We start from the raw sequence: 12,585 nt of genomic DNA on the forward strand, positions 1-12,585 counted from the left end.
CTACGCAACGTAGTTGTCGCCGATCGGGTGACTCCGCCCGTGCGGTGGTTCGGATCACCGGGGTCACGTTTGCGGGCCCTGGTCGAATTACGTAACGTGGGCGTTGTGAAAAAGGCGGCGGCGCTCACCGGGCACCAGCCGACGACCGCTGTGGTCGCCGGCCGGTCGCTGTCAGGTGTCGACGTCACGCCTGAGCAGCCGGCTCCAGCCGGCACGCTCGCCAGTGAGCCGTCGACCCGGGACCGGGTCACCCTGCTGCTTCTGGAACGCCGCGCCGCGACCGCGGCGCAGTTGGGCGACGCGCTCGGGCTGAGCCCGGCGGCGATCCGCCGGCACCTGGACGCGATGCTCGCCGACGGCGACGTCGTGGCCCGTGAGCAGACCGTACGCGGTCACCGCGGGCGGGGCCGGCCGGCCAAGGTGTTCCTGCTCACTGATGCCGCCCGCAGCCGGTGTGGCACCCACCATTACGACAACATGGCCACCGCCGCGCTGCGCTGGATCGCCCGCACCGGTGGCACGCAGGCGGTGGAGCGCTTCGCCGCCGAGCAGGTGGCCGCCCTGGAGACACGCTGTCAGGCCGCGCTGGCCGACGCCGGCGACGATCCGATGGCCCGTGCCGAGGCTCTCGCCGCGGCGCTGACCGCCGAGGGATACGCTGCCAGTGCCTCCACGATCGCCTCCGGCGGCCAGCTCTGCCAGCACCACTGCCCGGTGGCGCACGTGGCCGCCGAGTTTCCCCAACTGTGCGAGGCCGAGACCACGGTGATCTCCCGCCTGGTCGGTACCCACGTGCAGCGCCTGGCCACCATCGCGCACGGCGACGGGGTGTGCACCACGCACATCCCGGGTTCGCCGCACGCCCAGTCCGGTAAGACCGTCACCACTGTGAGGACAGATAGATGACCGAGCAGATCGTCCAGCCCCTGACCCAGGAGGAGCAGCTCGCCGCCCTGGGCAACTACGAGTACGGCTGGGCCGACCCGGACGTCGCCGGAGCCTCGGCTCAGCGCGGCCTCAACGAGGCGGTGGTGCGGGACATCTCGGCCAAGAAGAACGAGCCGGCCTGGATGCTCGACCTGCGCCTGAAGGGCCTGCGGCTGTTCGAGCGCAAGCCGATGCCGGCCTGGGGCGCCGACCTCACCGGGATCGACTTCGACAACATCAAGTACTTCGTACGCTCCACCGAGAAGCAGGCCGCCAGCTGGGAGGACCTGCCCGAGGACATCAAGAACACCTACGACAAGCTGGGCATCCCGGAGGCGGAGAAGCAGCGCCTCGTCGCCGGTGTCGCCGCCCAGTACGAGTCCGAGGTGGTCTACCACAAGATCCGTGAGGACCTGGAGGAGCAGGGTGTCGTCTTCCTCGACACCGACACCGCCCTCAAGGAGCACGAGGATCTGTTCAAGGAGTACTTCGGCACGGTGATCCCGGTCGGCGACAACAAGTTCGCCGCGCTGAACACCTCCGTGTGGTCCGGCGGCTCGTTCATCTACGTGCCGAAGGGTGTGCACGTGGAGATCCCGCTACAGGCGTACTTCCGGATCAACACCGAGAACATGGGCCAGTTCGAGCGGACGCTGATCATCGTCGACGAGGGTGCGTACGTGCACTACGTCGAGGGCTGCACCGCGCCCATCTACTCCTCGGACTCGCTGCACAGCGCGGTGGTGGAGATCGTCGTCAAGAAGAACGCCCGGTGCCGTTACACGACCATCCAGAACTGGTCGAACAACGTCTACAACCTGGTCACCAAGCGCGCCGTGTGCCACGAGGGCGCGACCATGGAGTGGATCGACGGCAACATCGGCTCCAAGGTCACCATGAAGTACCCGGCGGTCTACATGACCGGCGAGCACGCCAAGGGCGAGGTGCTCTCGGTGGCGATGGCCGGCGAGGGGCAGCACCAGGACGCCGGCGCCAAGATGGTGCACGCGGCACCGCACACCAGCAGCACCATCGTGTCGAAGTCGATCGCCCGGGGCGGCGGCCGGACCTCGTACCGGGGGCTGGTGCAGGTGCTGGAGGGCTCGTACAGCAGCGCCAGCACGGTCAAGTGCGACGCCCTGCTGGTGGACACCATCTCCCGCTCCGACACCTACCCGTACGTCGACATCCGCGAGGACGACGTGTCGATGGGGCACGAGGCGACCGTCTCCAAGGTCAGCGAGGACCAGCTTTTCTACCTGATGAGCCGGGGCCTGAGCGAGGACGAGGCGATGGCGATGATCGTGCGCGGCTTCATCGAGCCGATCGCCAAGGAACTGCCCATGGAGTACGCCCTGGAGCTCAACCGCCTGATCGAGCTGCAGATGGAGGGCGCGGTCGGCTGACCCTGGCCGCCACCAGAGCACCGGACACCGTCGTCATAGACACAAACAAGGACGAGATGACTACCCAGGCTTCCGCGCCGCCCAGCACCAAGTCGCAGGCGCTGCGTTCGTACGATGTCGCCGACTTCCCGGCCCTGACCGGCCTGGAGGAGGAGTGGCGTTTCACCCCGCTCAAGCGGCTGCGCGGGCTGGTCGGTGACGATCCGACCGCCACCGGCACGGTCCGGCACGAGTACGCCGATCTGCCCGAGGGCGTGTCCGTGGAGCGGGTCGGCCGCGACGACCCACGGGTCGGCAGCGTGCTCACCCCGTTCGACCGGGTCAGCGCGCTGGCCTACGGCGGGGCGGAGCAGGCGCTGCTGGTCCGGGTGGCGCAGGACGCGGTGATCAGCGGTCCGGCGATTCTCCGGGCGGTCGGTGCGGGCGTCGAGGGCCTGGCCTTCGGGCACACGGTCATCGAGGTGGGCCGGTTCGCCGAGGCGATCCTGGTGCTGGAGCACGTCGGCTCGGCCACCCTCGCGGACAACGTCGAGGTGTCGGTGGGCGACGGGGCGAAGCTCACACTGGTCACCGTGGCCGACTGGGCTGACGACGCGGTGCAGGCGCAGCACCTCAAGGTGCGGTTGGGGCGCGACGCGCGGGTGCTGCACGTTCAGGTCACCCTCGGTGGCGATCTGGTCCGGCAGTACACCACTGTCGAGTACACCGACCGCGGTGGCGAGGCCGAGCTGTACGGCCTCTACTTCGCCGACTCCGGCCAGCACCAGGAGCACCGCCAGCTGGTCGACCACACCGTGCCGGACTGCCGCAGCTACGTCGGCTACCGGGGTGCGTTGCAGGGGGAGAGCGCCCGTACCGTCTGGGTCGGCGACGTGCTGATCCGGGCCGAGGCGACCGGCACCGACACGTACGAGATCAACCGGAACCTGCTGCTCACCGACGGTGCCCGGGCCGACTCCGTGCCGAACCTGGAGATCGAGACCGGCGAGATCGCCGGCGCCGGTCACGCCAGCGCCACCGGCCGCTTCGACGACGAGCAGTTGTTCTACCTGATGGCCCGGGGCATCCCGGAGGCCGAGGCGCGCCGGCTGGTGGTGCGCGGCTTCTTCGCCGAGCTGCTGAACAAGATCCCGGTGGAGTCCCTGCGTGAGCGGCTGGGGGACGCTATCGAGGCGCGGCTGACGAAGGCGGGCGCCTGATGATCCGCATCTGCGCCAGCGAGGACGTGCCGAAGGGCACCGCGATCAGCGCGGACGTCGACGGCACCCAGATCGCGCTCGTGCACGGCGAGGACGACCAGTTCTACGCCGTGTTCGACGAGTGCTCGCACGCGGCCGTGGCGCTCTCCGAGGGCGAGGTCGAAGGCTGCACGCTTGAGTGCTGGCTGCACGGCTCCCGTTTCGATCTGCGTACCGGCGAGCCGACCGGGCTGCCCGCCACCGAACCCGTACCCGTCTACCCCGTCGAAGTCCGCGACGGTGACATCTACGTCAGTCTGACGCCGAGCAATGGAGTGACCCGATAATGAGCACCCTGGAGATCCGCGACCTACAGGTGTCGGTGAAGCTGCCCGAGGGTGAGCTCAAGCCGATCCTGCACGGTGTCGACCTGACCGTGAAGTCGGGGGAGACCCACGCCATCATGGGCCCGAACGGCTCCGGCAAGTCGACCCTGGCGTACTCGGTCGCCGGCCACCCGAAGTACGAGATCACCGGCGGCTCGGTGACCCTGGACGGCGAGGACGTCCTGGAGATGTCCGTCGACGAGCGGGCCCGCGCCGGCCTCTTCCTCGCCATGCAGTACCCGGTCGAGGTGCCCGGCGTGTCGGTGGCGAACTTCCTGCGTACCGCCAAGACCGCCATCGACGGCGAAGCGCCGAAGCTGCGCACCTGGGGCGGCGAGCTGCGTGGTGCCATGGAGCGGTTGCACATGGACCCGGCCTTCGCCCAGCGCAACGTCAACGAGGGCTTCTCCGGCGGTGAGAAGAAGCGCCACGAGATCGTGCAGTTGGAGCTGCTCAAGCCGAAGATGGCCATCCTCGACGAGACCGACTCCGGCCTCGACGTGGACGCGCTGCGTGTGGTGAGTGAGGGCGTGAACCGGGTGCGCGACACCGGCGACACCGGCCTGCTGCTGATCACCCACTACACCCGGATCCTGCGCTACATCAAGCCCGACTTCGTGCACGTCTTCGTCGCCGGTCGGATCGTCGAGCAGGGCGGCCCGGAACTGGCCGACAAGCTTGAGGAGTCCGGCTACGAGCGGTACGCGGCCGGGGCCGGTCCGGCGCGGGTCTGATCTGCGAAGGAAGGACCGGTCACGACGATGACCACCATCGCGATCCCGCCGGGGATGCCGCAGTACGACGACGTGCCCCGTTACGACGTGACGGCGGTGCGCGCCGACTTCCCGATCCTCGACCGGGAGGTCAACGGGCATCCGCTTGTCTACCTGGACAGCGCCAACACCTCGCACAAGCCGCGCCAGGTGCTCGACGTGCTGGCCGAGCACTACGCCCGGCACAACGCGAACGTGTCCCGCTCGGTGCACACGCTCGGCACCGAGGCGACCGAGGCGTACGAAGGGGCCCGGGCGAAGGTCGCCGCGTTCGTCAACGCGCCGAGCGTCGACGAGGTGGTCTTCACCAAGAACTCCACCGAGGCGATCAACATCGTGGCGTACGCGTTCTCCAACGCCTCGCTGCGGGCGGACGCCGACCCTCGGCTCCGGCTCGGGCCGGGTGACGAGATCGTCATCTCCGAGATGGAGCACCACTCGAACATCGTCCCGTGGCAGTTGCTGGCCGAGCGTACCGGCGCGACGCTGCGCTGGTTCCCGGTCACCGACAACGGCCGGCTGGACGAGTCGGGCCTGACCGACCTGGTCAACGAGCGGACGAAGATCGTCTCACTGGTGCACATGTCCAACATCCTCGGCACCGTCAACGCCACCTCGCGGATCACCGCCCGGGTCCGTGAGGTGGGGGCGCTGCTGCTGCTGGACTGCTCGCAGTCGGTGCCGCACATGCCGATCGACGTGGTCGACCTGGACGCGGACTTCATCGTCTTCACCGGGCACAAGATGTGCGGACCGACCGGGATCGGCGTCCTCTGGGGCCGCATGGAGCTGCTGGCGGCGATGCCGCCGGTGTTCGGTGGCGGTTCGATGATCGAAACGGTGACGATGGGCGGCTCCACGTACGCCGCGCCACCGGCCCGGTTCGAGGCCGGTACTCCGCCGATCGCCGAGGCGGTCGCGCTCGGCGCGGCAGTGGACTATCTCTCCGGCATCGGCATGCGGGCGATCCAGTGGCACGAGAAGCAGCTGACCGCGTACGCGCTGGACGCCCTGGGTGCCGTGCCCGGCCTGCGGATCTTCGGCCCGGAGGTGCCGGTGGGCCGGGGCGGCACCATCTCGTTCGCGCTCGGCGACGTGCACCCGCACGACGTGGGTCAGGTGCTCGACTCCCTCGGCGTGCAGGTGCGGGTGGGCCATCACTGCGCCCGCCCGGTCTGCACCCGGTTCGGGGTGCCGGCCACCACCCGGGCCTCGTTCTACCTCTACACGACGACCGAGGAGATCGACGCGCTGGTGGCGGGCCTGGAGCAGGTGCGGAAGGTGTTCTGCTGATGCAGCTTGAGTCGCTGTACCAGGAGATCATCCTGGACCACTACAAGCACCCGCACGGTCGCGGGCTGCGCGACGCCGAGGACCCGGCCGACCGGGTCGGCGAGGCGCACCACGTCAACCCGACCTGTGGGGACGAGATCACCGTTCGGGTGGCCACCGACGGTGCGACGCTGCACGACGTGTCGTACGACGGGATGGGCTGTTCGATCAGCCAGGCGTCCGCCAGCGTGCTGCACGAGCTGCTGACCGGCCGGGGCGCGACGGAGGCGTTCGAGGTGCACGAGGCGTTTCTGGCGCTGATGTCCGGTCGTGGTCAGGTCACGCCGGACGAGGACGTGCTCGGTGACGGGGTGGCGTTCGAGGGCGTCGCCCGCTATCCCGCCCGGGTCAAGTGCGCGCTGTTGCCGTGGATGGCGTTCAAGGACGCTGCGGCACGCGCCGGTGTGGGCGCGAGCCCGACGGAGGTGAAGGCATGAGCGAGAACACTGCGACCGAGGCGACCTCGGCGGCCGGCGAAGGCACGGCGACCGGCCCGGTGGCTGACGGCAGCGTCGCGCCGACCGGCGGCAAGGCCGCCGTCGCCAACATCGAGGAGGCGATGAAGGACGTCGTCGACCCGGAGCTGGGCATCAACGTGGTCGATCTCGGCCTGGTGTACGGGGTGCACGTCGACGATCAGAACGTCGCCACCCTGGACATGACGTTGACCTCGGCGGCCTGCCCGCTCACCGACGTGATCGAGGACCAGGCCCGCCAGGCGCTGACCACCGGGCCCGGCGGTGGTCTGGTCGACGACATCCGGATCAACTGGGTCTGGCTCCCCCCGTGGGGCCCCGACAAGATCACCGACGAGGGCCGCGACCAGCTCCGCTCTCTCGGCTTCAACGTCTGACAGTTCCTCCGGGCAGGCTCAACAGTTCCGCCTCGGGCGCGGCATCCACCGGATGTCGCGCCCGACGTCGTCTTGTTCTCGGCCGGGGCCGTACTCCCGACTGCGGAATACCGCAATGTGGCGTCGGGCTGCCTGCGACCGACATGCCGCAACTCGGCCCGGCCCGGAAAAGCCGTGGCGCCGGTGCGGCGAATCGCCGCAGGATGACGCGGTGAGTGAGGCGTACCCGATGAAGCTGAGTCCTGTCGCCGTGGCCACCGCCGCGCGCCGACAGCGGCTGGCGTCGGGCCGCGTCTCGGCACGGCGTCCGTCGTGACCGGCGCGTTCCTCGCCGGTCTGGTCGCCGGCTACGGCGTGGCCGTCCCGGTCGGCGCGATCGCCGTGCTCATCCTCGGGCTCACCGCGCGGACCTCGTTCCGGGTCGGTGCGGGGGCCGCACTCGGGGTGGCCACCGCCGACGGACTGTACGCCGGTGTCGCGGCGCTCGGTGGCGCGGTGGTCGCGGGCTGGCTCGCGCCGGTCGCCGGGCCGCTGCGACTGGTCGGCGCGACGGTGCTGCTCGCCCTCGCCGCCCACGGCGCGTGGCGCGCCCTGCGGTCACCTGGCACGCGCCGTTCTCCCGAGCGGTCACCGGTGCACGACGGCTCGCCCGGGCCGGGTGAACCGTTGGCGCGGCGTGGACTGGACACGCCGGCCCGGGCGTTTGTCGGGATCCTCGCGCTGACCCTGCTCAACCCGGCGACCGTCGTCTACTTCACGGCCCTGGTGCTCGGCCGGGCGGACCTGGCTGGCTCCGGCACGGCCGTCGCGGTGGTCTTCACCCTCGGGGTGTTCATCGCCTCGGCCAGTTGGCAGCTGCTGATCGCCGGGGGCGGCTCGCTGATCGGGCAGGTGCTCACCAGCAACCGCGGTCGCCTGGTCACCGCCCTGCTGTCCAGCGCGATCATCACCGTGCTCGCCGTCGCCTTGCTCCTCGGTGGCTGACCCGAGCTGGCCGTGCCGTACGGTCGGGTGATGAGCAGCCGACCCGCCGCCGGGGGCGGCCGGTGGGTGGAGGTCGATCCGGGCCGGGCCGCCCGCTGGGTCGCCGGTTTCGCCGACCGGCACGGCCCGCCCACCGTCGGCGTGCAGGAGTACGGCCTGCTGCTGTCCGCTCCCGACGGTGCCACCGCCGAACTGCACGCGCCCCCGGGCTCGTCGCCCGCCACCGATCTGGCGGGTTTCGTGGCGGCGGTCACCGTGCCGCGCCGGCTCGGGCTGCTGCTGGTCCGCAAGGGCGCGGTCGCGGTGGGCATCGCCGAGGGGGAGCGGCTGCCGGTGCACAAGGTGGACACCCGCTACGTTCAGGGGCGCACCGCCGCCGGCGGCTGGTCCCAGCAGCGTTTCGCGCGCCGCCGGGACAACCAGACCAAGGCGGCGCTGGCCGACGCCGTCGAGTTGGCCGTCCGGCTGCTGCTGCCCGCGGTCGACCGGCTGGACGCGCTTGTCGCCGGTGGGGACCGGCGGGCCGTGGACACCGTGCTGGCCGACCGTCGACTCGCCCCGCTGGCCGCGCTGCGCGCCGACCGCCTGCTCGACGTCCCCGAACCCCGGCACGCGGTGCTGCTGGCCGCGGTGGCCGCCGCCCGGGCGGTTCGCATTCTGGTCCGCGAACCGCAGCCGGAAGCCGGCCGCTAGCACCGGCCCGGCGGACCGGGCGCGTCGGGCGGCTGCGGGCCCGGTCACCAGTGACCGGGCCCGCAGTGTGCCGGTTCGTCAGACCGCGCCGCTGAACGTGTCGCAGGAGGCCGGGTCGCCGCTCTCGTAGCCCTGGTTGAACCAGCGCTTGCGGTCGGCGGACGAGCCGTGGGTGAACTCCTCCGGGTTGACCGGCCGGTCGGCGCGCTTGGAGATGGCGTCGTCACCGATCGCCTCGGCGGTGTCGATGGCCTCGGCGATGTCCTGCTCGGTGATGCTTGTGAAGATCTTCTGGCCGCTCTCGTCGGCGGTGCCGGTGGCGTTCTTCGCCCACGCGCCCGCGTAGCAGTCGGCCTGCAACTCCAGCCGTACCGACAGGTCGTTGGCGTTGCCCGGGTCGCGTTGCTGCTGGCGGCGCACCTGCTCGTTGGTGCCGAGCAGGTTCTGCACGTGGTGGCCGTACTCGTGGGCCAGCACGTACGGCTGGGCGAACTCACCCTCGGCACCCAGCTGCGTGGCGAGTACCTCGTAGAAGGAGAGGTCGATGTAGACCAGCGAGTCGGCCGGGCAGTAGAACGGGCCGACGCCGGAGTCGGCCTGACCGCAGGCGGTGTTCACGGCCTGGCTGAAGAAGACGGTGCGGGTCGGGCGGTACTGCTCGCCGAGGGCCTGCGGCAGGGCGGTGCGCCAGTACGCCTGGATCGAGTTGACGTAGAGGGTGTTGCGGCAGTCGAGTTGCTCAAGGGCGTTCTCAGCGGAGCAACGCTGCTCCAACGCGGCGTTGTCGCCCTGCTGGTCGCCACCGGTCATGGCGTTCAGGCCGAAGCCGCCACCGACGAGGGCCACCAGCACGGCGATGACGATGCCGACGATGCCGCCGCGTCCGCCGCCGATCGGAATGGGGATGCCCATCCCGCCGCCGCCTCCGCCGCTGCCTCGCCGGTCCTCCACCTGGCTGGTGTCGATCCGTGCGTTCTCGTTCAGCTCCATGGTGACCCCGATCAGTCAGTGGCTCGTGGGCCGGAACCGGTCCGGTCGGCGATCCGGTACCCGACGATCTTGGTCGGTAATCCGCAGGGGCTGCCGGCCGGGGCCCGGTACACTTGACGCCGTGCTGCGCTGCGAAGGCTGAACGCCCCGCGCCGACGGGTCACCGGGATCCGCCGGCGCTTTCGTGTGCCCTGAGTCAGCCCTTCGGATCCCGAGAGCGAGTACCTGAAAATGATCACTGCCACCGGCCTGGAACTGCGCGCCGGAGCCCGGATCCTGCTGTCCGACACCACGCTGCGGGTGCAGCCGGGCGACCGGATCGGTCTGGTCGGGCGCAACGGCGCCGGCAAGACCACCACCCTGAAGGTGCTCGCCGGGGAGAGGCAGCCGTACGCCGGGCAGGTCGACCGGCGCAGCGCCGTCGGCTACCTCCCGCAGGATCCGCGTACCGGTGACCTGGACGTCACCGGCCGCGACCGGGTGCTGTCCGCCCGCGGGCTGGATGCGCTGATGGCCGGGATGAAGGAGCTGGAGGCGCAGCTGGCCGAGGATGCCGACGAGCGACTGGTGCGCCGCTACGGCGCGCTGGAGGACCAGTTCGCCGCGCTCGGCGGGTACGCGGCGGAGGCCGAGGCGGCCCGCATCTGCGCCAACCTGGGGCTGCCCGATCGGGCCCTGGCGCAGACCATCGGCACCCTCTCCGGCGGTCAGCGTCGCCGGATCGAGCTGGCCCGGATCCTGTTCCGGGACGCGGGCGAGAACGGCGGCGGGATTCTGCTGCTGGACGAGCCCACCAACCACCTCGACGCCGACTCGATCACCTGGCTGCGAGGTTTCCTGGCCAACCACAAGGGCGGTCTGATCGTGATCTCTCACGACGGCGACCTGCTGGAGTCGGTGGTCAACAAGGTGTGGTTCCTGGACGCCACCCGTAGCGTGGTCGACGTCTACAACCTGGGCTGGAAGGCGTACCTGGAGGCGCGGGAGACCGACGAGCGTCGCCGCCGCCGGGAGCGGGCCAACGCCGAGAAGAAGGCCGGCGCGCTGATGGCCCAGGCCGACAAGATGCGGGCCAAGGCCACCAAGACGGTCGCCGCCCAGAACATGGCCCGCCGCGCCGAACGGCTGATGTCCGGCCTGGAGGAGGTCCGCGTCGCCGACAAGGTGGCCAAGGTGCGCTTCCCCGCACCGGCACCGTGCGGAAAGACCCCGCTGACCGCGACCGGCCTGTCCAAGTCGTACGGCTCGCTGGAGATCTTCACCGACGTGAACGTGGCGGTGGACCGAGGTTCCCGGGTGGCCATCCTCGGGCTCAACGGTGCCGGCAAGACCACCCTGCTACGGATGCTCGGCGGCCTGCTGGAGCCGGACACCGGCGAGGTGCGCCCCGGTCACGGGTTGCGACTGGGCTACTACGCTCAGGAGCACGAGACGCTTGATGTGGAACGGACCGTGCTGGAGAACATGCGGGCGGCGGCGGTCGAGCAGACCGACACCGAACTGCGGAAGATCCTGGGGGCGTTCCTCTTCTCCGGCGAGGACGTCGACAAGCCCGCCGGCGTGCTCTCCGGCGGGGAGAAGACCCGGCTGGCCCTGTCCACCCTGGTCTGCTCGGGCGCCAACGTGCTGCTACTCGACGAGCCGACAAACAACCTCGACCCGGTCAGCCGCGAGCAGGTGCTCGACGCCATCGCCCGCTATCCCGGCGCGATCGTGCTGGTCACGCACGACCCGGGCGCGGTTCTCGCGCTCAAGCCGGACCGGGCGATCCTGCTGCCGGACGGTGACGAGGACGCCTGGAGCGACGACCTGCTGGAACTGGTCGAGCTGGCCTGAGCCTCGTGCGGCATCACCTATCGGGAAGCTGACATTGCATAGCGTGTCGGTTGGCGAATAGTTGATATCTGGCGCATGATCGTTCGAGACGGTCTAATAGGTGGGACCGTATCCGAACCGCACAGTCTGGGACGTGAGGACACAGCATGGCAGCCACTGGCACAGCCACCAGCACTGAGAAGGGTCGCCGGATCGTCGGAGCCGAGCGTCAGACGCTCGCGAAGGACCTCGTCAAGCGGTACACCGGGGGCGAGAGCATCCGGGCGCTCGCGGCCTCGACCGGGCGATCGTACGGGTTCATCCACCGCGTACTCACCGAGTCCGGGGTGCAGCTGCGGCAGCGCGGCGGCGCCCGGCGCCGCAAGAAGGCGTGACCCGCCCGTCAGCGTCGTCCAGCAGCACCGCCACCACCACCGCGACCCGGGCCGCCTGGTGACCGCCGAGGCGACCGGGGTCCGGCTGGAATGCGACGGGCCGGTCGCCACGGTCACCCTGTGCCGGCCCGACGTGCTCAACGCGCAGACCGCGGCGATGTGGCGCGCGATGAGCGACTTCTCCCGGGAGCTTCCCGGTGACGTGCGGGTGGTCGTGGTACGCGGCGAGGGGCGTGCCTTCTCCGCCGGTCTCGACCTGGCCGTCGCCGGTGCCTCCGGGCCCGGCTCCTTTGCCGAGCTGACCACCCTGTCGGAGCAGGAGTGCGCCGACAAGATCGCTGAGTACCAGGGCGGATTCACCTGGCTGCACCGCCCCGACGTGATCTCGATCGCCGCCGTCCAGGGGCACGCCATCGGTGCCGGTTTCCAACTCGCCCTCGCCTGCGACCTGCGGGTGCTTGCCGAGAACGCGACGTTCTCCATGGCCGAGGTGACGTTGGGCCTGGTTCCTGACCTGGCCGGCACCAAGCGCCTGGTCGAGTTGGTCGGCTACGCCCGCGCCCTGGAGATCTGCACCACCGGGCGGCGGATGGACGCCGCCGAGGCCGACCGGATCGGCCTGGCCACCCTGGTGGTGCCGACCGCTGAGCTTGACGACGCGGTGCGTGACCTGACCGCCGGGCTGCTCACCCACGACCGGGACGCCGTCGTCGAGACCAAGGCGCTGCTCGCCGGTGCCGCTGGGCGTACCCACGCCGAGCAGCAGCGCGCCGAGCGGGAGGCGCAGACGCGACGGCTACGGGATCTCGCCGGCCGGGGAGAATAGTAAGGACCGCTCGGGAAGATCCGGGTT

The 12,585-nt window shown here is 70.4% G+C and carries 14 protein-coding genes; 13 read left to right on the forward strand and 1 reads right to left on the reverse strand.

Annotation, left to right across the window (positions count from 1 at the left end):
• Nucleotides 1-168 precede the first annotated feature (168 nt).
• The 10 genes from O7624_RS25305 to O7624_RS25350 all read left to right on the forward strand — a co-directional run bounded on the left by O7624_RS25305 (nt 169) and on the right by O7624_RS25350 (nt 8,532).
• Nucleotides 169-906 carry an HTH domain-containing protein gene (locus tag O7624_RS25305; RefSeq protein WP_282240759.1) on the forward strand — a complete coding sequence of 246 codons (738 nt, stop codon included), beginning with the start codon at nt 169-171 and terminating at the stop codon, nt 904-906.
• Entirely contained in the window at nt 903-2,333 is a 1,431-nt protein-coding gene (sufB, locus tag O7624_RS25310) for a Fe-S cluster assembly protein SufB (RefSeq protein WP_093401439.1), read from the forward strand. Before O7624_RS25305 ends, sufB begins: the two co-directional genes overlap by 4 nt.
• Before the next feature lie 56 nt (nt 2,334-2,389).
• Nucleotides 2,390-3,532 (forward strand): Fe-S cluster assembly protein SufD, encoded by a 1,143-nt coding sequence (sufD, locus tag O7624_RS25315; RefSeq protein WP_282237511.1) that lies wholly within the window; start codon nt 2,390-2,392, stop codon nt 3,530-3,532.
• A complete protein-coding gene (locus tag O7624_RS25320) occupies nt 3,532-3,858 on the forward strand; it encodes a non-heme iron oxygenase ferredoxin subunit (RefSeq protein ID WP_093401437.1) in 327 nt (108 codons plus the stop codon). The genes sufD and O7624_RS25320 overlap by 1 nt, the downstream gene beginning before the upstream one ends.
• Nucleotides 3,858-4,631: a Fe-S cluster assembly ATPase SufC gene (sufC, locus tag O7624_RS25325; RefSeq protein WP_093401436.1), complete on the forward strand. Its 774-nt coding sequence runs from the start codon at nt 3,858-3,860 to the stop codon at nt 4,629-4,631. Before O7624_RS25320 ends, sufC begins: the two co-directional genes overlap by 1 nt.
• A 27-nt stretch (nt 4,632-4,658) precedes the next feature.
• A complete protein-coding gene (locus O7624_RS25330) occupies nt 4,659-5,963 on the forward strand; it encodes a cysteine desulfurase (protein WP_282237512.1) in 1,305 nt (434 codons plus the stop codon).
• Entirely contained in the window at nt 5,963-6,439 is a 477-nt protein-coding gene (gene sufU, locus O7624_RS25335; protein ID WP_093401434.1) for a Fe-S cluster assembly sulfur transfer protein SufU, read from the forward strand. The genes O7624_RS25330 and sufU overlap by 1 nt, the downstream gene beginning before the upstream one ends.
• Nucleotides 6,436-6,855, forward strand: coding sequence for a metal-sulfur cluster assembly factor (locus O7624_RS25340; RefSeq protein ID WP_282237513.1), 420 nt, complete (start codon nt 6,436-6,438; stop codon nt 6,853-6,855). Before sufU ends, O7624_RS25340 begins: the two co-directional genes overlap by 4 nt.
• Before the next feature lie 312 nt (nt 6,856-7,167).
• The gene (locus tag O7624_RS25345; protein WP_282237514.1) at nt 7,168-7,839 is read left to right on the forward strand and encodes a LysE family transporter; all 672 of its coding nucleotides are present in this window, start codon (nt 7,168-7,170) and stop codon (nt 7,837-7,839) included.
• 30 nt (nt 7,840-7,869) lie between these two features.
• Entirely contained in the window at nt 7,870-8,532 is a 663-nt protein-coding gene (locus O7624_RS25350; RefSeq protein WP_282237515.1) for an acVLRF1 family peptidyl-tRNA hydrolase, read from the forward strand.
• Between the two features lie 78 nt (nt 8,533-8,610).
• Here O7624_RS25350 and O7624_RS25355 read toward each other — a convergent pair whose 3' ends face one another.
• Nucleotides 8,611-9,522: a neutral zinc metallopeptidase gene (locus O7624_RS25355; protein ID WP_282237516.1), complete on the reverse strand. Its 912-nt coding sequence runs from the start codon at nt 9,520-9,522 to the stop codon at nt 8,611-8,613.
• A 231-nt stretch (nt 9,523-9,753) separates the two neighbouring features.
• On the opposite strand from O7624_RS25355, the gene O7624_RS25360 reads away from it, so the two are divergent.
• From O7624_RS25360 to O7624_RS25370, 3 genes are all read left to right on the forward strand, one after another.
• Complete coding sequence (locus O7624_RS25360) at nt 9,754-11,358, forward strand: ABC-F family ATP-binding cassette domain-containing protein (protein ID WP_282237517.1); 1,605 nt, start codon at nt 9,754-9,756, stop codon at nt 11,356-11,358.
• Nucleotides 11,359-11,504: 146 nt separating this feature from the next.
• Nucleotides 11,505-11,732, forward strand: coding sequence for a helix-turn-helix domain-containing protein (locus O7624_RS25365; protein ID WP_007072022.1), 228 nt, complete (start codon nt 11,505-11,507; stop codon nt 11,730-11,732).
• 58 nt (nt 11,733-11,790) lie between these two features.
• Nucleotides 11,791-12,558, forward strand: a complete 768-nt coding sequence (locus tag O7624_RS25370) for an enoyl-CoA hydratase/isomerase family protein (RefSeq protein WP_282237518.1) — start codon at nt 11,791-11,793, stop codon at nt 12,556-12,558.
• The last annotated feature ends 27 nt before the right edge of the window (nt 12,559-12,585 follow it).

The sequence above is a fragment of the Verrucosispora sp. WMMD1129 genome (assembly GCF_029581255.1).
GTDB classification, from domain to species: Bacteria; Actinomycetota; Actinomycetes; order Mycobacteriales; family Micromonosporaceae; genus Micromonospora; species Micromonospora sediminimaris.

Coding starts and splice junctions, on each gene's coding strand:
- sufB (WP_093401439.1), top strand. CDS start 903: ATGACCGAGCAGATCGTCCAGCCCCTGACCCAGGAGGAGCAGCTCGCC.
- sufD (WP_282237511.1), top strand. CDS start 2,390: ATGACTACCCAGGCTTCCGCGCCGCCCAGCACCAAGTCGCAGGCGCTG.
- O7624_RS25320 (WP_093401437.1), top strand. CDS start 3,532: ATGATCCGCATCTGCGCCAGCGAGGACGTGCCGAAGGGCACCGCGATC.
- sufC (WP_093401436.1), top strand. CDS start 3,858: ATGAGCACCCTGGAGATCCGCGACCTACAGGTGTCGGTGAAGCTGCCC.
- O7624_RS25330 (WP_282237512.1), top strand. CDS start 4,659: ATGACCACCATCGCGATCCCGCCGGGGATGCCGCAGTACGACGACGTG.
- sufU (WP_093401434.1), top strand. CDS start 5,963: ATGCAGCTTGAGTCGCTGTACCAGGAGATCATCCTGGACCACTACAAG.
- O7624_RS25340 (WP_282237513.1), top strand. CDS start 6,436: ATGAGCGAGAACACTGCGACCGAGGCGACCTCGGCGGCCGGCGAAGGC.
- O7624_RS25350 (WP_282237515.1), top strand. CDS start 7,870: ATGAGCAGCCGACCCGCCGCCGGGGGCGGCCGGTGGGTGGAGGTCGAT.
- O7624_RS25355 (WP_282237516.1), bottom strand. CDS start 9,522: ATGGAGCTGAACGAGAACGCACGGATCGACACCAGCCAGGTGGAGGAC.
- O7624_RS25360 (WP_282237517.1), top strand. CDS start 9,754: ATGATCACTGCCACCGGCCTGGAACTGCGCGCCGGAGCCCGGATCCTG.
- O7624_RS25365 (WP_007072022.1), top strand. CDS start 11,505: ATGGCAGCCACTGGCACAGCCACCAGCACTGAGAAGGGTCGCCGGATC.